Origin of the sequence: Streptosporangium canum (genome assembly GCF_900113865.1) — a bacterium.
In the GTDB taxonomy this organism is placed as follows: domain Bacteria; phylum Actinomycetota; class Actinomycetes; order Streptosporangiales; family Streptosporangiaceae; genus Streptosporangium; species Streptosporangium canum.
The window spans coordinates 66,073-88,273 of the sequence record NZ_FOQY01000024.1; the positions used below are offsets into that span (position 1 = coordinate 66,073).

25 protein-coding genes, 1 tRNA gene and 1 pseudogene are annotated in these 22,201 nt (G+C 69.8%); 10 read left to right on the plus strand and 17 right to left on the minus strand.

Annotation, left to right across the window (positions count from 1 at the left end):
- Nucleotides 1-88 precede the first annotated feature (88 nt).
- Nucleotides 89-1,069 carry an aldo/keto reductase gene (locus BM085_RS29030; RefSeq protein ID WP_093890055.1) on the minus strand — a complete coding sequence of 327 codons (981 nt, stop codon included), beginning with the start codon at nucleotides 1,067-1,069 and terminating at the stop codon, nucleotides 89-91.
- On the minus strand, nucleotides 1,066-1,428 hold the full coding sequence (locus BM085_RS29035; RefSeq protein WP_031158498.1) for a MerR family transcriptional regulator: 363 nt from the start codon (nucleotides 1,426-1,428) through the stop codon (nucleotides 1,066-1,068). Before BM085_RS29035 ends, BM085_RS29030 begins: the two co-directional genes overlap by 4 nt.
- 339 nt (nucleotides 1,429-1,767) lie before the next feature.
- Between BM085_RS29035 and BM085_RS47510 the strand changes: the two are divergent.
- The 4 genes and pseudogenes from BM085_RS47510 to BM085_RS29050 all read left to right on the plus strand — a co-directional run.
- Nucleotides 1,768-2,229: pseudogene (locus tag BM085_RS47510) on the plus strand (DUF998 domain-containing protein); the annotation flags it as partial.
- Between the two features lie 88 nt (nucleotides 2,230-2,317).
- Nucleotides 2,318-2,650 (plus strand): YnfA family protein, encoded by a 333-nt coding sequence (locus BM085_RS44715; RefSeq protein WP_177245330.1) that lies wholly within the window; start codon nucleotides 2,318-2,320, stop codon nucleotides 2,648-2,650.
- 71 nt (nucleotides 2,651-2,721) lie between these two features.
- Complete coding sequence (locus BM085_RS29045) at nucleotides 2,722-3,771, plus strand: AI-2E family transporter (protein ID WP_093890057.1); 1,050 nt, start codon at nucleotides 2,722-2,724, stop codon at nucleotides 3,769-3,771.
- Nucleotides 3,772-3,882: 111 nt separating this feature from the next.
- On the plus strand, nucleotides 3,883-4,065 hold the full coding sequence (locus BM085_RS29050; protein WP_093890058.1) for a hypothetical protein: 183 nt from the start codon (nucleotides 3,883-3,885) through the stop codon (nucleotides 4,063-4,065).
- 85 nt (nucleotides 4,066-4,150) lie between these two features.
- Here BM085_RS29050 and BM085_RS29055 read toward each other — a convergent pair whose 3' ends face one another.
- Nucleotides 4,151-4,432 (minus strand): hypothetical protein, encoded by a 282-nt coding sequence (locus BM085_RS29055; protein WP_093890059.1) that lies wholly within the window; start codon nucleotides 4,430-4,432, stop codon nucleotides 4,151-4,153.
- Nucleotides 4,433-4,477: 45 nt separating this feature from the next.
- Nucleotides 4,478-4,708, minus strand: coding sequence for a hypothetical protein (locus BM085_RS29060; protein WP_093890060.1), 231 nt, complete (start codon nucleotides 4,706-4,708; stop codon nucleotides 4,478-4,480).
- Nucleotides 4,709-4,971: 263 nt separating this feature from the next.
- Between BM085_RS29060 and BM085_RS29065 the strand changes: the two genes are divergently transcribed.
- Nucleotides 4,972-5,496 (plus strand): GNAT family N-acetyltransferase, encoded by a 525-nt coding sequence (locus tag BM085_RS29065; protein WP_093890061.1) that lies wholly within the window; start codon nucleotides 4,972-4,974, stop codon nucleotides 5,494-5,496.
- Nucleotides 5,497-5,583: 87 nt separating this feature from the next.
- Here the strand turns inward: BM085_RS29065 and BM085_RS29070 are convergent, their stop codons facing one another.
- The 5 genes from BM085_RS29070 to BM085_RS29090 form a co-directional block, all read right to left on the minus strand.
- On the minus strand, nucleotides 5,584-6,189 hold the full coding sequence (locus BM085_RS29070; RefSeq protein ID WP_093890062.1) for a class I SAM-dependent methyltransferase: 606 nt from the start codon (nucleotides 6,187-6,189) through the stop codon (nucleotides 5,584-5,586).
- 129 nt (nucleotides 6,190-6,318) lie between these two features.
- Nucleotides 6,319-8,712 (minus strand): Tex family protein, encoded by a 2,394-nt coding sequence (locus BM085_RS29075; RefSeq protein ID WP_093890063.1) that lies wholly within the window; start codon nucleotides 8,710-8,712, stop codon nucleotides 6,319-6,321.
- Between the two features lie 165 nt (nucleotides 8,713-8,877).
- Nucleotides 8,878-9,087, minus strand: a complete 210-nt coding sequence (locus BM085_RS29080) for a hypothetical protein (protein ID WP_093890064.1) — start codon at nucleotides 9,085-9,087, stop codon at nucleotides 8,878-8,880.
- 72 nt (nucleotides 9,088-9,159) lie between these two features.
- Nucleotides 9,160-10,002, minus strand: a complete 843-nt coding sequence (locus BM085_RS29085) for a DUF4097 family beta strand repeat-containing protein (protein ID WP_093890065.1) — start codon at nucleotides 10,000-10,002, stop codon at nucleotides 9,160-9,162.
- 58 nt (nucleotides 10,003-10,060) lie between these two features.
- Nucleotides 10,061-10,585, minus strand: coding sequence for a toxin-antitoxin system HicB family antitoxin (locus BM085_RS29090; RefSeq protein WP_093890066.1), 525 nt, complete (start codon nucleotides 10,583-10,585; stop codon nucleotides 10,061-10,063).
- Between the two features lie 297 nt (nucleotides 10,586-10,882).
- On the opposite strand from BM085_RS29090, the gene BM085_RS29095 reads away from it, so the two are divergent.
- On the plus strand, nucleotides 10,883-13,447 hold the full coding sequence (locus tag BM085_RS29095) for a glycosyl hydrolase family 18 protein (RefSeq protein WP_093890067.1): 2,565 nt from the start codon (nucleotides 10,883-10,885) through the stop codon (nucleotides 13,445-13,447).
- A gap of 168 nt (nucleotides 13,448-13,615) precedes the next feature.
- Here the strand turns inward: BM085_RS29095 and BM085_RS44720 are convergent.
- Nucleotides 13,616-13,688, minus strand: a tRNA-Met gene (locus BM085_RS44720).
- A 453-nt stretch (nucleotides 13,689-14,141) separates the two neighbouring features.
- Here BM085_RS44720 and rpmG point away from each other — a divergent pair.
- Nucleotides 14,142-14,306 carry a 50S ribosomal protein L33 gene (gene rpmG, locus BM085_RS29100; RefSeq protein ID WP_012893981.1) on the plus strand — a complete coding sequence of 55 codons (165 nt, stop codon included), beginning with the start codon at nucleotides 14,142-14,144 and terminating at the stop codon, nucleotides 14,304-14,306.
- Between the two features lie 2 nt (nucleotides 14,307-14,308).
- A complete protein-coding gene (locus tag BM085_RS29105; protein WP_093890068.1) occupies nucleotides 14,309-14,554 on the plus strand; it encodes a type B 50S ribosomal protein L31 in 246 nt (81 codons plus the stop codon).
- Here BM085_RS29105 and BM085_RS29110 read toward each other — a convergent pair.
- The 6 genes from BM085_RS29110 to BM085_RS29135 all read right to left on the minus strand — a co-directional run bounded on the left by BM085_RS29110 (nucleotide 14,539) and on the right by BM085_RS29135 (nucleotide 20,264).
- Nucleotides 14,539-15,105: a hypothetical protein gene (locus BM085_RS29110; RefSeq protein WP_093890069.1), complete on the minus strand. Its 567-nt coding sequence runs from the start codon at nucleotides 15,103-15,105 to the stop codon at nucleotides 14,539-14,541. The genes BM085_RS29105 and BM085_RS29110 overlap by 16 nt on opposite strands.
- 118 nt (nucleotides 15,106-15,223) lie before the next feature.
- Nucleotides 15,224-16,561, minus strand: a complete 1,338-nt coding sequence (locus tag BM085_RS29115) for a UDP-glucose dehydrogenase family protein (protein ID WP_093890070.1) — start codon at nucleotides 16,559-16,561, stop codon at nucleotides 15,224-15,226.
- Between the two features lie 249 nt (nucleotides 16,562-16,810).
- Complete coding sequence (locus BM085_RS43505) at nucleotides 16,811-17,344, minus strand: cellulose binding domain-containing protein (RefSeq protein WP_143121117.1); 534 nt, start codon at nucleotides 17,342-17,344, stop codon at nucleotides 16,811-16,813.
- A 167-nt stretch (nucleotides 17,345-17,511) separates the two neighbouring features.
- The gene (locus BM085_RS29125) at nucleotides 17,512-18,591 is read right to left on the minus strand and encodes a lytic polysaccharide monooxygenase auxiliary activity family 9 protein (RefSeq protein WP_093890072.1); all 1,080 of its coding nucleotides are present in this window, start codon (nucleotides 18,589-18,591) and stop codon (nucleotides 17,512-17,514) included.
- A gap of 484 nt (nucleotides 18,592-19,075) precedes the next feature.
- Nucleotides 19,076-19,357, minus strand: coding sequence for a DUF397 domain-containing protein (locus BM085_RS29130; RefSeq protein ID WP_425443281.1), 282 nt, complete (start codon nucleotides 19,355-19,357; stop codon nucleotides 19,076-19,078).
- Between the two features lie 43 nt (nucleotides 19,358-19,400).
- Entirely contained in the window at nucleotides 19,401-20,264 is an 864-nt protein-coding gene (locus BM085_RS29135; RefSeq protein WP_093890074.1) for a helix-turn-helix domain-containing protein, read from the minus strand.
- A 216-nt stretch (nucleotides 20,265-20,480) separates the two neighbouring features.
- Here BM085_RS29135 and BM085_RS29140 point away from each other — a divergent pair, with 216 nt between their 5' ends.
- Nucleotides 20,481-20,786: a hypothetical protein gene (locus BM085_RS29140; protein WP_093890075.1), complete on the plus strand. Its 306-nt coding sequence runs from the start codon at nucleotides 20,481-20,483 to the stop codon at nucleotides 20,784-20,786.
- A complete protein-coding gene (locus BM085_RS29145; RefSeq protein WP_177245332.1) occupies nucleotides 20,783-21,190 on the plus strand; it encodes an ATP-binding protein in 408 nt (135 codons plus the stop codon). The genes BM085_RS29140 and BM085_RS29145 overlap by 4 nt, the downstream gene beginning before the upstream one ends.
- A 60-nt stretch (nucleotides 21,191-21,250) precedes the next feature.
- Here BM085_RS29145 and BM085_RS43510 read toward each other — a convergent pair whose 3' ends face one another.
- Nucleotides 21,251-21,844: a hypothetical protein gene (locus BM085_RS43510; RefSeq protein ID WP_143121118.1), complete on the minus strand. Its 594-nt coding sequence runs from the start codon at nucleotides 21,842-21,844 to the stop codon at nucleotides 21,251-21,253.
- Nucleotides 21,845-22,201 lie beyond the last annotated feature (357 nt).

Below are 22,201 nucleotides of genomic sequence, written 5' to 3' on the forward strand. Positions count from 1 at the left end.
CGCCAGGGGGATGAAATCCGTCTTGAGGCGGATGGCGGATCGAAGCCGGCCCCGCCGACCCCGGGGCATGGCCGCTCCCCCGCGCGGGTCAGCGTTCGATGGAGGACATGTCCGGGTAGCGGTCGCCGAGGGCGGCCCCGGTCGGCACGGCGGCTTCGAGCGCGGCGAGCTGGCCGGGGGTCAGCGTGACGTCCGCCGCCGCCGCGTTCTCCTCCAGGTAGCGCAGCCGCTTGGTGCCGGGGATCGGGATGACGTCCTCGCCCCGGGTCAGCAGCCAGGCCAGGGCGAGCTGGGCCGGCGTGCAGCCCACCTCCTCGGCGATCTTGCGGACCTCGCCGACGAGAGCCTCGTTGCGGGCCCCGTTCTCCCCGGTGAACCGGGGCAGGTGCTTGCGGAAGTCGTCGTCGGGCAGCTCCCCGGCAGGGGCCAGCGTGCCGCCGAGGAGTCCCCGGCTGATCGGCGAGTAGGCCACCAGCGCGATGCCCAGCTCCCGGGCGGCCGGCAGGATCTCCTCCTCCAGTCCCCGGGTGAACAGCGAGTACTCGCTCTGCAGGGCGGCGATCGGGTGCGTGGCGTGCGCCTTGCGCAGCGTCTCGGCGCTCACCTCCGACAGGCCGATCCGGCCGACCTTGCCCTCGGCGACCAGCTCGCCCATCGCGCCGACCGTCTCCTCGACGGGCACGGCCGGGTCACGCCGGTGCAGGTAGTAGAGGTCGATGTGGTCCACGCCCAGCCGCTGGAGCGAGGCGTCGGCGGCCTTCTTCACATAGGCGGGGCTGCCGTCGATACCGCGGCGGGCCGGGTCCTCGGTCCTGACGATGCCGAACTTCGTGGCCAGCACCACCTCGTCCCTGCGGTCCCTGATCGCCCGCCCGACCAGCTCCTCGTTGTGGCCCCTGCCGTACATGTCGGCGGTGTCGAGGAAGGTCACCCCGAGGTCGAGGGCGCGGTGGATCACCTCGACCGACTCGGCCTCGTCGGCCGCGCCGTAGAACTCCGACATTCCCATGCAGCCGAGCCCGATGGCCGAGACCTCCGGGCCTTCCTGGCCGAGACGGCGCCTGTTCATCGGCTCTCCAATGCGTTGTAGAAGTCAATCTTGTAGTCGAGGACTCCCAGGTCCCCGGTGAGCTGCGCGATCCGTGCTCTGACCCGCTCCCGGTGGGCCTCCAGCATCCGCCGCCGCTCGGCGGCCGTCTGCGGCCCCTGCCTGCGCAGCTCGGCATAGCGGCACATGTCCGCGATCGGCATGCCGGTCGCGCGTAGTTTGGTGAGGAAGTCGAGCCAGTCCAGGTCGGCCCCCGCGTAGGTGCGGTGCCCGTTCGGGCCGCGGTCCACCTCGTGGATGAGCCCGATGCGCTCGTAGTAGCGCAGGGTGTGCGCGCTCAGCCCCGACTTGCGCGATGCCTCCTGGATGGTGATCCCCATGGACACCACTGTGCTCCTTGGAGCGCGCTCTAAGTCAAGCGGGGGCCCCCGGAGCCGCGCCTGTGCCGGCGGGGCCCCCGGAGCCGGGACCCTGAGGGGGCAGGCACTACCATTCATCTCCTTCGCCCAGCTCACAGCGGTGGCGCCGGGGCCGTCCCCCTGACGCGGGCACTACTGCGCCCCGGACCTCCTCCGGGATCGCTCAGGGATGACTGGGGATCATTTCCGGTACTGCGGAAAGCGGCCCGTCGCCATGGTTGAGCCATGGCAAGTCAGGTTTTTTCGGGATCCAGGATGATCCTGGGCGGCTACGCGGCGATCGGCGTCGGAGCTGTGGCAATGCTCGGGCTGCATGTGGCCGCGGGCCTCGATCCGGTGCACACCGTGATCAGCGAGTACGCGTTCGAGCCGGACGGCTGGCTGCTGCCCGTCTCGCTCACGTCCTTCGCCGTGGGCGCGACGGCCTTCGGGGCCGCGCTGGCCCGGCGCGGCGCGGACCGCGGGGCGGCACTGCTGGTCGGGGTCTGGGGCCTGTGCATGTTGCTGATCGGCGCCTTCCCCACCGACGAGCCGGGGGTGCCGCTGTCGATGTCCGGGGGCATCCACCGGTATGCGGCGTTCGTAGCCTTCCTGACGATGCCGGTGGCGGGCCTGATACTGGCCCGGCGGTACGCCGCGAGCCCCTATGCCCGGCCGGTGCGGCTGCTGAGCCTGGCCTCCCTGGGCGTGCTGGTCCTGGTGGTCCTGCCGTACGTCGTGCGGATGGCCGGGATCGACCTGGCCAACGACGACATCCCGGCCGGGGTCACCCAGCGGCTGGTGGTGGTCTTCGAGGTCGCGGTGCTGGTCGTGCTCGGCCTGGTGCTGGCGGCTGGGTACAGTCGCCGGCATGACCGTCGCCCGCTCCCTGCTGCTGTTCGTGTTCGCCGCCCTCGCCGAGATCGGCGGCGCGTGGTTGGTCTGGCAGGGAGTGCGCGAAGGGCGGGGGCCGCTCTGGATCGCCGGCGGAGTGATCGCCCTGGGGGCGTACGGGTTTGCCGCCGCGTTCCAGCCCGATCCCGACTTCGGCCGGATCCTCGCCGCCTACGGCGGGGTGTTCATCGCCGGTTCCCTGATCTGGGGAATGGTCATGGACGGGTTCCGGCCTGACCGCTGGGACGTGGCGGGCGCGCTCATCTGCCTGGTGGGAGTGGCCGTCATCATGTACGCGCCACGCGGCTGAATTCCCCGACGCGACCGCATCAGCCCAGCTCAGCAGGGTTGCTGCCGATCCGCGCGGGGAAGGGGCCCAGCATGGGGGAGCGCATCGGCCCCGCCCCTGCGGGGGACGGGGGGCTGCGGCGGGCGGGCGACACGGCGTGGCGGCTGCTCGGGATCATCGCCCTGGCCGCCCTGGTCCTGTGGGTCCTCTACGTGGTCCAGGTGGTGGTCATCCCCATCATCCTCGGAATGGCGATCACCACACTGCTGCTCCCGCCGTACCAGCGGCTCAGGAGGCACGGGCTGAGCCGGGCGCTCGCCACCACCGCGGTCTGCCTCGGCGGCTTCCTCCTCCTGGCGGCGTTGGTCGCGCTGCTCGTGCCGCCCACGGTCGCCGGCGTGGCCGAGCTGCGGCGGAGTTTCGGGAAGGCGGGCGGCGACCTGCAGATGCTGGCGTCCTCCCTCGGCCTGGACGAGAAGAGGACCACGGAGCTGTTCGAGCAGGCCAAGCAGTACCTGAGCCGGCGGGGCGGCCAGATCGCCAGCGGGGCCCTGGCGGGGGTGCGCACCGTGGGGGAGATCCTGTTCGGCGTGGTGCTGGCCATGATCCTGTCGGTCTACTTCGTGCACAGCGGCGACCGCCTCGTCGAATGGATCGTGGATCTGGCCCCCAGGGGAATCAGGCGGACCTTGCGGGAGAGCGGCGCGGTGATCTTCGACGTCGTCAGCCGCTACATCCGCGGGGTGGCGCTCGTCGGCATGGTCGACGGGTTCTTCATCGGGATCGCGCTGTGGATCCTGGGCGTGCCGATCGCCCTGCCGCTGGCCGTGCTGACGTTCGCCGGGGCGTTCCTGCCGGTCGTGGGCGCGTTCACGGCGGGCCTGCTGGCGGCGGTCGTGGCCTTCGTGGCCAAGGGCTGGCTGGTGGCGCTGATCGTGGTCGCGGTCACCGTGCTGGTCCAGCAGCTGGAGGGGCACGTGCTCGCCCCGCAGATCTACGGCCGGGCACTCAACCTGCCCAGTGCGGCCATTCTGATCATCATCGCGCTGGGCAGCGTCCTCGGCGGGATCGTCGGTGCCTTCCTGGCCGCCCCGGTGGCCTCGGTCGCCGTCGCGCTGATCCGTCACCGCCAGGAGGAGTAGGAGGCGGGCGCCCGCTGAGCCGCGAGGGCCCGGCGTCCGTTCCCGTTCGCCGGGTCCGGTCGGATTTGTCGCCCGCCTGCCGTACGCTCCGCGGAAAGTCGCCCCTTCTCCATGCAGTATCTCGACGACCGCCTCTACATCGTGACCGCCGACGGCACCCTGGCCTGCATCGACGCCACGGAAGAGGCGATCAAGGCGGCGCAGGGGGGCGCCGTCCCCGAGCCGGTGGACGTCAAGGCGGCGGCGGCGGTCCGCTGGAATCCGGGCGGTCCGCCGGACACACCGGATGGATGATCCTCGCCGAAGACGGCCGCACGATGTGATGCCGGGGTTCCTCAGGGGCCGACTCGCCGGTGGCCGCGCGTCCGGTCAGGACGGGTCACTGCCGGCGGGGGTCTGGGTGGCCGATGGCCAGGATGTCGCAGGTCGCCAGTCGCCAGTGGCTGACTTCCGGAGCGGTGAGAGCCGCGGTTGCCTTCACGCGGACCTGTGCGGCGGTGGCACCGTCATCGGTGTGCACGCGGACGACGATCTCTCCGTTGGCCGCGATGAGCTCTTTGCGCCATTGTGCGGGAAGGAGCGAGAGTATCCGTACGCCGTCGATCGGCGAGTTGTCCGGCGCCTCTGGCGTGATGCGCTTTATTGTCAGTTCGACCAGCATTGTTTGATTTCCTCGCGTGCTCCGGAATGTTTTTCCGGATTGATTTCAGAGCGTCGTGGTGCCGTTCGCGGCGTCCCAGGTGGTGCCGTCGGTGCCGGCGGAGTCCCAGGTCGTGCCCGCCGCGACCGTCGAGGCGGAGTCCCAGGTGGTGCCGGCCGCGGTCGTGGCGGAGTAGCCGCCGATGACGGCGGTGAGGGCGAGAGCGCCCGAGACGATCGCGCCCGAGATCTTGGCGGCGAAGGTGAAATTGGCCGGGGAGGTGATGGAGCTCTTCATTTCTTAATCTCTTTTCCTGAGTGGTTGTTCTGTTCCTGTACAACCAACTCTGCGCCTCCCCGAGGCCGCGGACCAGGCGAAACGGAGTCAGCAAGTTCCCTGCCGATGACAGCTTCCTGCCAACGGGGCGTCGGCCGACGGGATCTCCCTTTCGGGTGCCCTTCGCCCTCGGGGGAGGGGGCCGGCGCCCCCTGTCGTGACCATGGCCGCCCGCCCCCGCCGGCCGTCTCCCCTGCACGCCGTCCGGCACTAGAGTTCCGCTCATGCTTCGTGGAGACAGGGTTCTGCTCAGGGCCGTGACCAAGGACGACCTGGTCGCGCTCCACCGGTTGCACGACGACGTGGAGACGGCTGTCGTCTCAAACGCGGCCCCTTGGGTCCCGGAGACGGTCGACCACGCGATCGCCCGCTACGAGCGGCGGGAGCCCGACCCGGCCAACGTCGTCTTCGCCGTCGAGTCCCTCCCCGGGGGCGACCTGCTGGGCTCCTGCCTGGTCTGGGGGATCGACGCCCTCAACCGCAACGGCCACCTCGGCATCTCGCTGCTGCCCGAGGCCCGCGGCCGGGGGTACGCCCCCGATGTGCTGCGGGTGCTGTGCGACTACGCCTTCCGGATCCGCGGCCTGCACCGGCTGGGACTGGAGACGCTCGTCACCAACAGCGCCATGATCGCCTCGGCGGAGAAGGCCGGCTTCCGGCGCGAGGGCACGCTCCGCGACCATGCCTGGGTGGCCGGGGCCTTCGTCGACGAGGCGCTGTTCGGCCTGATCGCCGCCGAGTTCTCCTGACCGGCGTCCTCCGCCTCCCACGAGGCTCGCCGTCCGGCGGGGCCGGAGGCCCGGGGCGCGGATCCACGCGTCGCCCCCGCTACTCCCTCAGGACGCGGGTCTGGTCCAGATGAGGGAGTAGCGCCAGAGCAGGTGACGCCGGTAGCGCACCCCCGCAAGCACCTCCTCGGCGACGCGCCGCATCCCGGCGTAGCTCTCCGGCGGCGGCCAGACCGTCGGGGCCGAGTGCTCCCAGTAGGTCCTGGTCCTGCGATACAGCCGGCTTCCGATGAGGGCGGCGACCTCGTAGGGAAGATCGGCGGGTAACCGGCTGCGGGCGAGCCCGACGACGACGAGCCTCCCTCCGGGCCGCAGGAGCCCGCGCATCCGATCGAGCGCCACGGCCGCGTCCATGTGGTGGAGCGTCGCGACCGAGACGACGGCGTCGAAGGAGGCGGGCTCGAAGGGGTGGGTGAGGAAGTCGCCGAGAAGGTAGTCGATGCCCGAGGCCCCGTCGTGCCGTCGGGCGAGCTCGATGCTCGGCCCGTCGAGGTCGATGGCCGAGACGTGCCGGGCGGTCCGGCGCAGCTCTCGGGAGAGGAGCCCCTCACCGCAGCCGACGTCCAGGGCCCGGTCGCACCCGTCCGGCACGGCTCTGAGGATCATCGGATGGTAGTGGATGTTGTGGTTCCACCGCTCGGGCTCCGCTGTCATGCCACCAGATCTTCGCACGGCGACGGCACATGGGAGCCGTGTCCGATCAAGGAGACGCCGCCCGTCCGCGAGCCGTACGGCCTCCTCCTCCGGCGGCGGAGGAGGAGGAGGCCGGGGCCTCGGGGGCCTTTAGCGGTTGCCGCCGGAGCCGTCGAGCCCGGCGCGGCGCAGCGCGTCGGCCATCGCGCCGCTCGGCGCGCTGCGCTGCTGGCCGCCACGGTCCTGCCGCTGCTGGCCGCCGCGCCCCTGCCCCTGGCCCTGCTGCCGGCCGCCGCGGCCCTGGCCGCCCTGCTGCCCTTCTTGCCGACCGCCCCGGTTGCCGCCCTCACGCCGGCCGCCGCCCTGCTGGTCGCGCTGGCCGGAGCCCTTGGCGGGCTCGTCCTCCAGCCGGAGGGTGAGCGAGATGCGCTTGCGGGGGATGTCGACGTCGAGCACCTTCACCCGGACGATGTCGCCGGGCTTGACCACCTCGCGGGGGTCCTTGACGAAGTTGTGCGACAGGGCCGAGACGTGGACGAGCCCGTCCTGGTGCACGCCGACGTCGACGAACGCGCCGAAGGCGGCGACGTTGGTGACCACACCCTCCAGCAGCATGCCGGGGGTGAGGTCGGAGAGCTTCTCCACGCCCTCCTTGAAGGTCGCGGTCTTGAAGGCCGGCCGGGGGTCGCGGCCGGGCTTCTCCAGCTCGGACAGGATGTCGGTGACGGTCGGCAGGCCGAAGGTGTCGTCCACGAAGTCCTGCGGCCGCAGGGTCCGCAGCACCGTGCCGTTGCCGATCACCTTCCTGATGTCGCCGCCGGCGGCCGACAGGATCCGGCGGACCACGGGGTAGGCCTCGGGGTGCACGCTGGAGGCGTCGAGCGGGTCGTCGCCGCCGGGGATGCGCAGGAAGCCCGCGCACTGCTCGAAGGCCTTGGGGCCGAGCCTGGCCACATCCTTCAGCGCCTTGCGGGAGCGGAACGGGCCGTTGGCGTCGCGGTGCTGGACGATGTTGTCGGCCAGGCCGGAGCCGATGCCCGAGACCCGGGTCAGCAGCGGCGCCGAGGCGGTGTTGACGTCCACGCCCACCGCGTTCACGCAGTCCTCGACCACCGCGTCGAGCGAGCGCGACAGCTTGGTCTCGGCGAGGTCGTGCTGGTACTGGCCGACGCCGATCGACTTGGGGTCGATCTTGACGAGCTCGGCCAGCGGGTCCTGGAGCCGCCGTGCGATCGACACGGCGCCGCGCAGGGACACGTCCATGCCGGGCAGTTCCTGGGAGGCGAAGGCGGAGGCGGAGTAGACCGAGGCCCCGGCCTCCGACACCACGATCTTGGTCAGCCCGGGGACCAGCTTCACCAGCTCGCCGGCGAGCTTGTCGGTCTCCCTCGACGCGGTGCCGTTGCCGATCGAGACCAGCTCCACGTCGTGCTTCCTGGCCAGCGCGGCCAGGGTGGCCAGCGACTGGTCCCACTGGCGGCGCGGCTCGTGGGGGTAGATCGTGTCGGTGGCCAGGACCTTGCCGGTCGCGTCCACCACCGCGACCTTCACCCCGGTGCGCAGGCCCGGGTCGAGCCCCATCGTCGCGCGGCTCCCGGCGGGCGCGGCGAGCAGCAGGTCGCGCAGGTTGGCGGCGAACACGCGCACCGCCTCCTCCTCGGCGGCCTGCCACATGCGCATCCGCAGGTCGATGCCGAGGTGGACGAGGATGCGGGTGCGCCAGGCCCAGCGGACGGTGTCGGCCAGCCACTTGTCGGCGGGACGCCCCTGGTCGGAGACGCCGAAGCGGTGGGCGATGCGTCCCTCGTAGGTGCCGGTGGGCTCCTCCTCCGGCTCCAGGGTGAGGGTGAGGACCTCCTCCTTCTCCCCCCGGAACATCGCCAGGATCCGATGGGAGGGCAGCTTGGTGAACGGCTCGGCGAAGTCGAAGTAGTCGGAGAACTTGGCCCCCGCCTCCTCCTTGCCCTCGCGGACCGCCGCGACCAGGCGGCCCTTGCCCCACATCCGCTCGCGCAGCTCCCCGACCAGGTCGGCGTCCTCGCCGAACCGCTCGACCAGGATGGCGCGGGCTCCGTCCAGCGCGGCGGCGGCGTCGGCCACCCCCTCGCCGACGAAGGCCGCCGCGGCGGCCTGCGGGTCGACCGACGGGTCGCCGAGCAGGCCGTCGGCGAGCGGTTCGAGCCCGGCCTCCCTGGCGATCTGCGCCTTGGTCCGCCGCTTGGGCTTGTAGGGCAGGTAGATGTCCTCCAGGCGGGCCTTGGAGTCGGCCGCCACGATCTGCGCTTCGAGGGCGTCGTCGAGCTTGCCCTGGCCGCGGATCGACTCCAGGATCGCGGTGCGCCGCTCCTCCAGCTCGCGCAGGTAGCGCAGCCGCTCCTCGAGCGTACGCAGCTGCGTGTCGTCGAGCATCTCGGTGGCTTCCTTGCGGTAGCGGGCGATGAACGGCACGGTGGCCCCGCCGTCGAGCAGCTCCACGGCCGCCTGCACCTGCCGTTCGCGCACACCAAGCTCTTCGGCGATCCGCTGATGAATAGACGTCGTCACGATTTCTCTTCCCTCGTGGTGGCAGCTGTGCTGGGCGGCCGTGGTGAGCAGCCCCCAAGCTACCGCGTCGCCCCGACATCGGGCCGGTCGGAGAGGCAGGTCGGAGAGGCAGGTCGAGTCCGAGGTGCGACAGGGACCGTCCGGGCGGTTACGGCGGGGTGGCGTTCAGGCTGCCGTCGGCCCGTGCGGGGCGGGGCGGCGGTCGTATCCGCGGACCGGCGCCGGGCTGATCCGGTCGGCGAGCCCGTGAAGGGCCTGGGCCGCCCACCGGCGCGAGGCGCCGGGGCGCTTCGGAGCGCCGCGCAGGGCCTCAGCCTCGGCGATCATCTCGGCGTGCCGCAGGCGGGAGAAGGCGTAGATCTGTGGGTCGTTCATCATGGATCTCCTTCGGGGGTGCCCACAGGTGGGCGCGGAGTCGGGGATGTCTCACCGGCGGGCGCGGACGCCTCAGTGGGCGCGGGTGATGGAGATGTCGCCGGACGTGGTGCGGACGTGGATCTCGACCTGCTCCGCGTCGGCGGCGGGCTGGTCGGCTTGGTTGAGTGAGGAGCCGACGTCGCCCGAGACCGAGGAGACGTCGAGCCACGCGTCGGTCCCCGCGGCGACGCCGATCACGACGTCACCCGAGGAGGATTTGACCGAGACGTTTCCACGGGCGACCGTGTCGACGGTGACGTCGGCCGACGCGCTCTTCACCTGGACGGAGCCGCCGGCCGCCCGGATCCGGACGCGCCCGGAGGCGCTCTTGACGGTGGCGGAGCCGCCGACCACGCCGAGCTCGGCCCTGCCCGAGGCGGTGGAGATCTCCGCTCCGCCGCGCACCTCCCGCAGGCCGACGTCTCCGGACGCCGTCTTCACGTAGGCGTCGCCCTCGGTGACGTCACAGGTGACGTCACCGCTCGCCGTCTTGGCGGCAAGGCCGGCGCACCGGTCGATCCGCACGTCGCCGGAGGCGGTTTTGACCGAGACGTTGTCCAGAGCGCCGGTCATCCGGACGCCGGCCGAGGCGGTGACGGAGTCGACCCGCGACCCTTCCGGCAGGCCGACGACGACCTCCAGCCGGGGCGTGCGGCCCAGCGTCAGGTGCTGTTCGGGCGTCTCGATGAAGATCGTTCCGTCGATCTGCTCGACGCGGGTCCGCTTGGCGCACTCCACGTCGATGGACCTGGACGGGTCGGCCGGCCGTACCTCGACCAGGGTGTCCTCGCGAGGTGTGGCCGTGATGTTCAGATCGCCCGCGGGAAACTTCACCTGGAGCGCGACGGGGCCGGGGGTCTGGAATACGGGCATGGCGGAATCTCCCTTGCGGGTTGTGGGGATTTATGGCGCGTGTGAGAGGGGGAGTGGGTCAGCGGGCCCAGCCGTTGATGCGCTTTCCGGTGGTGGACGAGCGGGACTCGCGCGGGGCGCCGGTCAGGGCGGTCGAGACCGCGCGGACGAGCCAGGCGTTGACGGAGACGCCCTCCTGGCTCGCGGCCTCCTCGATCCGGCCCTTGAGCGACTCGGGCATCCGCAGAGTGAGGCGCGCGGTGCCCGCCTCGCCGGGGGGCAGGGGCGGCTCCGGGGGAGTGGGGAGCGGCGGCGGGCCGGGCGGCGGGGGCGGGAACGACGGGGTGAAGGCGTCCGCCGCCGGGGGCGGCGTCACCACGAACTCGGGCTCGCGGTTGCGGATCCGTATCTCGACGGAGCCGGGCGCGAGCTCCCTGGTGACCTCGTCGGCCGCCGCGGAGAGCGCGTCGATGAGTGTGAGCCTGACGGCGGAGTCCAGTGCCGTCGTGAGGTTCTCCACGGCGGCCCGGGTCTCGGGGGCGGCGACCGCCGCCGAGGCGACCAGTGCGCGGCGGAGGTTTTCGACGAAGGGCGTGACGTCCATAAGCATTACTATGACGTCATTTTGACGTCATGGCAACCCCGCTGACGTCATTGCCGAGTGGCCATCTTGACGGCCGCTGGTGGACAGGGCTCACCGGGCATTCATCCGAGCGTGCGGACGACGCCACGGGGTCCGCCGTCCCGTCCGGGCCCGCCCGCCGGCGGGCTCTCGGGGGCGTCCGATCCGCCGCGCCCGCATCCGGTTGAACTGCGCTGTTTTGGGTCTTGTCGACATGGAGCGCCAGGTTTACGATCCGCGTAATTGTTAGGAAACTTTCCTTTAAGAAAGAGTCCACGCATGCGCCGAACCGCCTCTGTGCTGTTGGTTCTCGTCCTGGCGACCGCCCTCGCCGCCATCAGCGCTCCCGCCAACGCCGCCGCCCGCCTGACGGCAGCCTTCACCCTGGCCGGCAACCAGGGCAAGTTCGTGGTGAGCAATCCCGGCACCACCCCGGTCACCGGCTGGTCGATCACTTTCGACCTGCCCGCCGGGGTCACGGTCAGCGGAGCCCAGAATGCCACCACCACCCAGAGCGGGACGCGGGTCAAGCTGACGCCCGCCTTCTACATCAACACCGTGCGTGCGAACGGCAGCACCGAGCCCTACAGTCCCACGTTCACCCTCAGCTCGGCGGTCCAGCCGACGAGCTGCACGATCAACAACGCCAACTGCGACGGCAGCGGCGACCCGCCGCCGCCGGACGCGCCCGTCACCGCCACCTACTCGGCAAGCGGGACACAGGGCAAGTACGTGGTCAACAACAACACCGACGCCGCGCTCAACGGCTGGTCGATCACCTTCGACCTGCCCGCCGGGGTCACCGCGAGCGGGGCCGAGAACGCCTCGATCAGCCAGAGCGGACGCCAGGTCACGCTGAGCCCGGCCCACTACAACACGACGGTGGCGGCCCGCGGGTCCACCGAGCCCTACAGCCCCTCGTTCCGGCTCAGCGCGTCCGCCGAGCCGGAGAACTGCCGGATCAACGACGTCAGGTGCGACGGTTCGGCCGACACGGCGCCCGCCGCGCCGGGCAACCTGCGCTCACCGGTCAAGACCACCAAGACCGTGTCGCTGGCGTGGGACGCCGCGACCCCGGGGAGCCTGCCGATCACCGGCTACCAGGTCTACAACGGCGCCACCCTCGCCACGACGGTCACCGGGACGGCCGCGACCCTCACCGGCCTGACCCCGAACACCGAATACACCTTCACCGTCAAGACCAAGGACAGGAAGGGGACCCTCTCCCCGGCCAGCGCCGCGCTGAAGGTGACGACCAACAACGCCGGTGACGACACCCAGCCGCCCACCGTGCCCGCCAACCTGCGCAGCACGGGCAAGAGTTCGTCGAGCGTCTCCCTCGCGTGGGGGGCCTCGACCGACAACAAGGGCATCGCGGGCTACGAGGTCTACGTCGGCACGACCCTCGCGGCCACGGTCACCGACACCTCGGCCACGGTCAGCGGGCTGTCGCCGTCCACCGAGTACACCTTCACCGTCAAGGCCCGCGACCTGTACGACAACCTCTCGGCCGCGAGCAACGCGCTGAAGGTGAGCACCGACGACATCGTCGGCAGCGGCTACGCCAGGGTCGGCTACTTCGTGCAGTGGGGCATCTACGGCCGGCAGTACTTCGTGCGCAACCTCGACACGACCGGCGCCGCGGCGAAGCTGACCCACCTCAACTACGCCTTCGGCAACATCGACCCGGTGAACCTGACCTGCCTGCAGGGCGTGACCAAGGGCACCACGGCCAACCCCCAGGACCCGAACCAGGGTGACGGCGCGGGTGACGCGGACGCCGACTACGGCAGGCCGATGAGCGCGGCGCAGTCGGTGGACGGCGTCGCCGACACCGGCTGGGAGAAGCTGCGCGGCAACTACAACCAGCTCCGCAAGCTCAAGGCGAAGTACCCGAACCTGAAGGTGCTGATCTCGCTCGGCGGCTGGACCTACTCCAAGTACTTCTCCGACGTGGCGGCCACCGACGCCGCGCGGAAGAAGTTCGTGAGCTCCTGCATCGACACCTACATCAAGGGCAACCTGCCGGCCTACAACGCCGCGGGCGGTCCGGGCAGCGCCGCCGGGATCTTCGACGGCATCGACCTGGACTGGGAGTGGCCGGGTTCTGAGGGCCACGCCGGCAACCACATCGGCGCCAACGACAAGGCGAACAACACGCTGCTGATCGCCGAATTCCGCAAGCAGCTCGACGCCCTGACCCAGGAGACCGGCAAGCGCTACCAGCTCACCGCCTTCACCCCCGCCGACCCGGCGAAGATCGAGGCCGGCTGGGACCTGCCCGAGGTCGCCAAGTCCCTGGACATCTTCAACGTCCAGGGCTACGACTTCCACGGCTCGGGCAGTGACAACTCGTGGGAGCCCAACCGGGCCGGCCACCAGGGCAACCTGTACGCCGACACCGACGACCCGTACTCGTTCCACTTCAGCGTCGAGAACGCGGTCAACGCCTACCTGCAGGCCGGGGTGAACCCGCGCAAGATCACTGTCGGCCTCGCCTACTACGGGCGCGGCTGGCAGGGGGTCGCCGACGGCGGCAAGTCCGGCGAGTGGCAGTCGGCCACCGGCGCGGCGCCGGGGCAGTTCCCGGACGAGGCGGGCACCCGCGGGTACAGCAACCTGCTGGCCGGCGTGCCGGGCTGCACCATCAAGCACGACGAGCAGTCGGTCGCGACCTACTGCTTCACCGGCAACGGCGGCCAGTGGTGGACCTTCGACGACGCCTGGTCGATCGCGAAGAAGACCGCGTGGCTGCGGAGCAAGGGCCTGCTCGGCGTGATGATCTGGGAGATGTCCGGTGACCCCGGCACCCTGACCAGCGCCGTCGACGCCGGCCTGAGGTAACCCCTCCGGTGGCCGGGCCACCCTCGCCGCATCCGATGCCGCGAGGGTGGTCCGGCCACAGTCATGTCCGGAGCCGGCCCGCCGGCGACGACCGGCCGAGGGGGAGCTCTCCCGCGCGCCGTGGAGGCCGGAGGGCAGGCGCGGCAATCGCCCCGTCCTCGGCTTGGGTGGCGGGTGTGGGAATCGAACCCACCCGGAGCGGCTTATGAAACCGCCGGGCACACCAGCGCCCTCACCCGCCGGGAATGCGGAAGCCGCCCCGGACAGGTCCGGGACGGCTCGCGCGTGACGTCGCCAATCGTCACACGCGAGCCTCGTCGCGCATACTCATCCGCTGGTTCATATTCGTTCTCCGTACATGGTCCGAATAAGTCGAGAATGGCCGGTCAGCCGCCGGTCGCGCAACGTGTTTTCGGTGCGGGAAATCCAGGTGAGAACGGTGCCCGCCGACCGGAAGAATCATCCTTCACGAGATCTCCGCCGAGATCCGGCTCGACGGCTGCGCGGCCGTACGGCCGAGCGACGTCGTATCCGCCTCCGACAGGGGCTGGGCGGGCTCGGGCTTCGTGCACCGGGCCCTGCAGACGGCCGGCGATGAGCATCGCGGAGGTGGGGCCTTCCCGCGGGAATGCCGCAGCAGTGAAAACGGTTATCGGTGGCGTCGCATGGTCCGTCAACCAGAGAGGAGCCGAGCTTGGCCAGGAACGAGCTACGTCCCGTGATCAAACTGCGGTCGACCGCGGGCACCGGCTACACCTACGTGACCCGCAAGAACCGGCGCAACGACCCGGACCGTCTCACGCTCACCAAGTACGACCCGACCCTCCGCAAGCACGTGCTGTTCCGAGAGGACCGATAGCCATGAAGCAGAGCATCCACCCCGACTACCGTCCGGTCGTCTTCCGCGACCCCAGCGCGGACTTCGCCTTCCTGACCCGCTCGACCATGTCCAGTGGCAAGACCGTCGAATGGGAGGACGGCAACGTCTACCCGCTGGTCGACGTCGACGTCTCCGCCGCCAGCCACCCCTTCTACACCGGGCGCGGCAGGGTGATCGACACCGCCGGTCGCGTGGAGCGCTTCAAGCAGCGCTACGGGAAGCGCTGACGGCCGGCCCGCCGGCTATAGGACCCGGCTGCGGCCGTCACGGCGTCGACGGCCGCGCCGGAAGGGGCGACGGCGGCGGTGCCTCCGTACCCCAGCACACCCGCGCCCCGCACGTGATCGGCATACTTCAGACTGCGTTCCAGCACCGGGTGGAACAGCAGCACGACCACCCACATCACCACGGCGTCGAGCGCCGTCGCCCACCAGGGCCAGGACGGTATGAGGAAGTAGAACAGCCAGGACGCCGCCGCGGCGTACAGCGCCGCCCGCAGCCGCCGCGTGTCCCGGTCCAGCTCGGGCGGCGGCCCCGCCGGCGGCCCGCGCAGGCTCTGCCACCCCGCCCAGGCCCACAGCGTGCCGGCCAGGACCAGGACGAGCACGGACGGCCACGTCGCCGCGGCGTCTTCGTCCACCTCCGTGAACAGCGACAGCCACCACAACACGCCGAGGTCGCCGGCGGACAGCGCGATCACGGCGGCGACCGCCAGCGCGACGGCGTACACACTCACGATGAGCAGGGCGGGAACGCCTGAACGGTAACGGCGGGGCATGTGCCACTTCTTGGGGGGCGAATGCGATCTGGGGGGCGAATGCGATCGAACGCCCCACCTTGATGAGCCGTCGCCGTGAAGTCGATCAAACATCCCGGCGGCCGGACGGCTGTTGCGATCAATGCGCCTCTGGCAGCTGGGGCTGGCGGCCGAGCTGCCAGACCTCCCACCCGGCGGCGAGCCACATACCCGACTCGACGGCGTTGCGCACGTCCACCAGCACCTTGCGGCGCACCAGGCCGGCGGCGGCCACGGGGAGCTTGGGGTCGGCGGTGAACTCCGGCCACTCCGTGGCGAGCACGACAAGGTCGGCGTCCGTGACAGCCCGCTCGGCGGTGTCGGCGTAGGCGAGTTCCGGGTACAGCGTGCGGGCGGCGGCCAGGGCCTCGGGGTCGTAGATGACCGGCACCGCTCCACGCTCCGCCAGCTGCCCGGCCAGGCGCAGGGCGGGCGAGTCGCGCACGTCGCTGGTTCCGGCCTTGAACGACGCCCCGAGGAGCGCGATGACGCGACCGCTGATCGGGCCGCCGTTCGCCTTCTCGATCAGCTCGACTGCCGCCAGGGGCCGGCCGGCGTTGACCGACTCGACGGCCGACAGGAGCTCGTGCGCGTGCCGCGCGCCCAGCTCGCCGACCCGATGGGTGAAGGCCGCCACGTCCTTGGGCAGGCACCCACCCCCGTAGCCGATGCCCGGTCGCATCCCGCCGTGTCCGATCCGCGTGTCGATGCCGATCGCGTGGGCGACCATGTTCACGTCCGCGCCGACGAACTCGCACACCTCGGCTATCGCGTTGATGAACGAGATCTTGGTGGTCAAGAACGAGTTCGCGGCCGACTTGATCACCTCTGCGGTGGGCGGGTCCGTGACGATCAATCCCACCCCGCGGGCGAGAATCGGCGCGTACACCTCCTCGACCATCTCGCGGGCCCGCGGGGAGGTCAGGCCGACCACGATCCGGTCGGGGAACAGGGAGTCCTGCACGGCGTGGCCCTCACGCAGGAACTCCGGGTTCCAGATCAGCTCCACACCGGAGCCCCGCGCGCCGGCGTCGACGATCTCCTGGAGCCGCGCGACGGTGCCGACCGGCACCGTGCTCTTGCCGACGATCGTGGCCGGTCCGCGCAGCAGCGGGACCAGCGACCGCACCGCGCCGATCACCTGGGACACGTCGTAGCCGCGTCCGTCTTCGCGCAGCGGAGTGCCGACCGTGACGAAGTGCAGGTCGGCGAAGTCCGCGGCCTCGGCCAGGTCGGTGGTGAAGCGGAGCCGGCCGGAGGAGGTATGTCTGGCCAGCAGGTCTTCGAAGCCCGCCTCATAGAAGGGGGCGATGCCGTCGCCCAGGGCTCTGCACTTGTCGGGGTCCAGCTCGACACCGATCACCTCGTGGCCGAGTTCCGCCATCGCGGCGGAGTGCGGAGCGCCGAGGTGGCCGCAGCCGATCACGGATACGCGCATCACTGTCCTTCTCTGTCGGAAATCTTCGGGCACACTCCGAATGCGCCCGAAGTGACGCTATCGCGTGATGATCCGTAATCTGGGCGACTTCGGAAGTGTCGATCGCACCTCGACGCCCGGCATCCGGTACGGCTCGCTCCAGCGCGGGTACGGCCTCCCGCCGGACCGCGATGCCGTCCTCCCCGGCGTCCTTGGGGCGATCCCACCGCCCGGCTCACCGCGACCTCCACGGGCTGACGCGGTGCGGCGCTAACCGCAGGTGATCTGGGTGAAGGCCGGGGGTGAGGCGGCGGCGCCCACGAAGCCGATGTCGGAGACGGTGGCCCCCGGGGGCAGGGCGGGCTTCCCGGTGGGGGCGTGGATCATCGCGACGGGGCCGCTCTGCATGGGGGTGCCGTTCCAGGCCTGGGTGAGCGTGACACCCCGGGGCATGATCCACTGGATGTACCAGTCCCGCATCGGCCGGCCGTCGGCGTTGCGGATCGTCGCGCTGCCCCGGTAACCGCCCGGCCACGATTCGACGAGGGTGACCGTGGCCGTACACCCGGAAGGGGGGACCGGCGGGTGCGTAGTGGTCCGGGCCGGCGGGTGCGCGGTGGACTGCCGGGCCGGCGGGTGTGCGGGGGTGGTCCGGGCCGGTGGGTGTGCGGCGGTGTGCTGAGCCGGCGGCTCCCCGCCGGCGCAGGCCGCCGCGACCAGGGCGGCCGCGGTCCCGAGCGAGATGAGACCCAGCCACGACGAGACCCTCTTTCCCGGCTTTCCGGGGGCCGCCTTTCCGGACACCACGGGGCTCCTTCCGTGAGAGGTGGGCAGCGGTCCACGGGAGGCGGACGGCGGTCCCGGCCGGCGGCGACCGGCCGGGACCCGTGTTCCTAGGACTGGTGCAGGCGACCGGCCGGGACCCGGTGTTCCCAGGACTGGTGCGGGTGAGGGTGCGGGACCCGGTGTTCCTAGGGGCTGGTGCAGGTGAGGGTGGGGGAGCCGCTGGTGCCCCCGCCGGTGAACCCGAACGTGGTCGAGCCGTTGGGCGCTATCGTCCGGTTCCAGTCGGCGTTCTTGGCGGTGACAGCGGACCCGGACGTGGTGTAGGTGGCGTTCCACAGGCTGTTGACGGTGCTGCCGCTGCCGAGCGTCCAGTTCACCGTCCAGCCGTTGAGGTTGGAGGAGCCCCGGTTGGCCACGGTCACCTCGGCCTGGAACCCGCCCGACCAGGAGTTGACGGTCCGGTAGGTGGCGGTGCACCCGCTACCCGGTCCGCCCGTGACGGTGGGCGTCGGGGTGGGGGTCGGCGTCACCGTCGGGGTGGGGGTCGGGGTGGGGCCTGGCCGGCCGACGCCGGTCACCTCTCCGTTGCCGCCGTCGAAGACGACGTCGGAGCAGTTGTAGAAGGTCTCGGCGCTGTCGGAGCGCTTCCAGACCGAGTAGACGATGTGGCGGCCGGACTTGCCCGAGGGCAGCGTGGCGTTCCAGTAGTAGTTGGCGTCGTTGGTGCCCGGAGAACCGACGCTGTCCGGGTGGTCGGCGGTGTGGAAGGGCTGGGACTCAAGGTCACCCCAGGTGAGTGCCCGGTCGGGGTTCCACCCGTCCTTGGTGATGTAGAGGTAGAACCAGCCGGGGTGGGCGGCCCACTTGTTGTACTTGAACTGGATCTGCGATCCGGAGGTCAGGTGGGTGACCGGCCAGTCGGCGCGCGGGAGGTCGAACCCGCTGTAGCCGGGGTTGCCGCCGCTGCACGCCTGGCCGTCGGGGATGAACCCCGAGGTCCGCCCGGCGCCGTCGGAGCGCAGGACGCTGAACCAGTTGTACAGCGAGTTGGGCCCGCTCTGGGCCACCGCCGCCCCGCAGGCGGGGTTGATGGGAATGATCTGCCCCGTTGACGACAGACCGTCCTGCCAGCAGAAGTAGGTGCGGCTGCCGGGCACCATCATGGCGCCGTGCGCCGAGGCCGGACCGGGTACGACAACGACGGCGAGCAGGGTGGACATGAGCGCGACCGCAGCGGCGACAGCGATACTTCGCCATTTACTCACAGAACTACCCTCCCTTTCGGGGGATGAGGAATTACTGATCGATGGCGGTGAGGCGCTCACGCGAAACGAACTCTAGATCGCTGCTATCAGGGTGTAAACGACGCGCTTTCCCCAGGGGTGGACGCCGGGCATCTGCGCAGGTCGGAAGGGTGTTGGAGGGGTGCGGGTGATGAAACATTCAGAGTCGCCGCCGGGTCTTGCCGACTCTTCGACGTCAAGGGGGATGTTCACCCTCGACATCGAAAAGCCCCCAGCAGGGGGCGGCGCCATCGCCCTACCCGGCCGTCTCTTTCCATCGTCATTCAACGACGGAACACGCGGTACGGCTGCGCGAATCCGGCCGGCGGCCCGGTTCCGGCTGGGCGCGGAGAACGCGAAGGCCGGGCACCGGACCTCCTCGCGGCAGCACCGTATTCGCGGGATCAGTAAGAGGGGGCCGACTCTCTTCGGCTGCCTCCTCGCCGCACCAGGCCCGCTACCATGGTCAGACCTTCAGGGTGCCGTCCTTGATGGTGGTGAGGAAGGCGTCCCACTCGGCGGGGGAGAAGGCCAGGACCGGGCCGTCGGGGTCCTTGGAGTCGCGGACCAGGAAGAGGCGGTCAGCGTCGGGGGTGGGGTCGGCTCCGGGTTGGGGGCTGTCGGCGAGGGTGACTTCAACACAGTTCTGGCCGTTCCCGCTGAGGGAGCTTTTGTGCCAGACGCCGACCTCGACACAGTTAGGGCCATCGCCGCTGCGGCTGCTCTTGCGCCATACGATGCGGGACACGTCCACTTCAGACCTCTGCGCTCTCTGGCTAGGAACAGGGCTTTCAGGAAGACTGCTCTGCCATACGTGAAATCAACTGTTTCGACTCGTCGGGGCTGAGCGCCGCCGCTCGTAGATGATCGAACGCAAGCGTATATCTGTACATTTCAATATCGCTCTCTACATACAAGATACTCGTCATGCTCTCGACATACACGACATCGGGGTCATGTGGTTCCCGGAACTCCAAGATGGCGAAGGTCCCAGCGGTGGCTGGGTGAGCACCTGCAGTGGACGGCAGCACTTGAATCGTGATGTTGTCCTGAGCTGCAAACTCAAGAAGCTTGGCGTATTGCCCTTGCATGATTGCTTCTGAGCCGACGCGGCGAGTAAGTGCGGCTTCATCGATCACGGCCCAGAATCGGATCGGGTCCTCCTGTCGCAGGAGGAGGTTCTGGCGAGTCATACGGACTTCGACACGCCGCTCGATCTCGGCAGGCGGGGACAGCGCCATGAGGGCTGAGCGAATCACCTCACGAGCGTAATCCTCAGTTTGAAGCAGCCCATGGACGAGCATGCTGTCGAAGCTACGGATGAAGGCGGTGTCTACTTCGAGCTGGATGTAGGTCGCGTAATCGCTGGGCAGGGAGTCCGTATAGGCATCCCACCAACCCCTCGTGTTCGCTGTTCTCGCCAGAGCGTGCAAGGCGGTTCGCTTGCTTGCGTCGAGTTCGTACAGGTCAAGCAGGCGGGTGAGATCGGGTGACGTGATCCCGACGCGGGCCGTCTCGATCCTTGACACCTTCGCGGTGGACCAGCCGACGCGCTCGGCGGCCTCTTCAAGCGTCAGTGCCTTACGCTCGCGCAACCTGCGCAGTTCACCGGCCAGTCGCCGACGCCGAACGGTGGGACCACGTCCTGCCGCCACAACTACCTCCCGATTCGACTACGGACAGTGTGCCGTCCAACACCGCTCCGATACGGCGGAACTCACAAGAAGAATCAATTGGTAACTTTGCAGAATCGCTTGCTAACTCAGCGTACGCGATGAAGTATCTGGTGGTGTTGCGAAGTCAGTTGCCACCGGGACGCATGGTGGACGACATCGCATGACCTCAGGACTCAAGGGAAGGGCGGGCGAGGGATGAGAGTGCGTGATCTTGAGGGGTGGGGCGGGGAGTTGGTGGAGCTGGCCTGGGAGTTGAACGATCTCGGGTTCGACTCCGTGGTCAGGCTCGCTCCCGGCCGGCGGCCGAGTGTGGAGATCTTCGTGCCGCCAGGGGCGAGGGTCACCACGACGCAGCGGGGCCGTACCTCGGTGTTCACCTGGGACCGGCACCACAGCCGGCCGAGCCGTAACCTGTGGGGCCGCGACCAGCGGGGCCGCGACCAGCCGGGTCGCAGCAGGATGCGGGAGGCGGCCGAGCGGCTCATGGAGGTGGCCCGGTGAAGCCCCCCTGCCTGCTGGGGCAGATCTGCTTACCCGCCCAGGTCGACTCCGTACCCATAGCACGGCAGTACGTCCGCCTCCTGCTGCAGGTAGTGGAACACGCCCAGGCCGACGACGCGCTGCTGCTCGTCAGCGAACTCGTCACCAACGCGGTGCGCCATTCCGACTCCGGCCGCCTCCCCGACGGACGGGTCGCCGTGGCCGTCGCCAACTATGATGGAACGCTCCACGTCGATGTGATCGACGCCGGATCGACCGGACATCAACCCCGGGTCTGTACGGACGTCGGCCTCGACAGTGGTGGGGGACGCGGCCTCTGGCTGGTCCAGGAGCTGGCCTCGGCCTGGGGCTGGCAGGAGACGCCAACCGGCCGTGTCGTCTGGTTCCAGCTGACGGGACCGTGAAGCGGCACCCCCTATGACGCTGGGGAACGGACCGAGTCACCGCGCACTCGGCTCACCCCGCTACTTACCGGGCGTGCACGCATAGAGCTGGCCGTAGCGTTTCTGAGCGATCCGCATCAGCTCGATCGTGTCCCTGATCCCATCCCTGCCCTTGGCGATCTGCGCCAGGTAGAGGGTGATGATCCTCTGCTTGCCGCCGCAATTGAACCTGGCCACCACCTGGTACGGCTGTTCGTCAACCCCCGCATACGCAAGATGTACCGCTAGCCCCTCGCCAAGGTCGGCGGGCAAAGTAGCCGCTCCATGCCTGGTGAAGACCTTCCGTCTGTCATCCATGACCTCGCCCAGGTACTCACGCGTCGATTGAGGGGCCTCCTGCATCCACGCGACGCTTAATGATTTAGGTATGGCCCCCGGCGTCCCGCAGTCACCGTTCGTTTCGTTGCCATTCGTCTGCTCGCTGAGAGAGCCTTTCACACCACTGACTAGCCGGAATGCCTGGTCAGGTACAAATTTGCAGACATAGGGGGGCGAATCAACGATCGCGTCTGTGGCGACCGGCGCAGGCGTAGGGAGAGCCGAATCCTCCGGAGTGCATGCCGTACCGAGGAGCATGACGGCGATCAGCGCGACCAGTTGACAGCGAAACCTCATTTACCGCCTCCCGTGGAGGGCGGGATCTGGAGGTTGAGGTAGTCATCCACCTCGCTGGTTACGCGGAAGGTACCTCTGAAGCGGTCATGTAGGTCCTTGCCCTTACCGTTTTCATGGACCCATGTAAGGAATTGACTGTACTCCGACGGGCTCATCTCGGTGAACGGCTTGATCGTCGGAGGGTTCCCGGCCGCGAAGGATTGGCCTTTCAGATCGACCTCGTCGAGCATCCCCTTGTTCAGCATGGCGGTGGCGATCATCTGCTCTGCCAGCCTCTCCACGGCGAGCCGGTTGTCGGCCAGGCTCGCGTACGTCTCGTCCAGGCTCAGCCCCTTCTCCGACACCAGCCCGGCGACC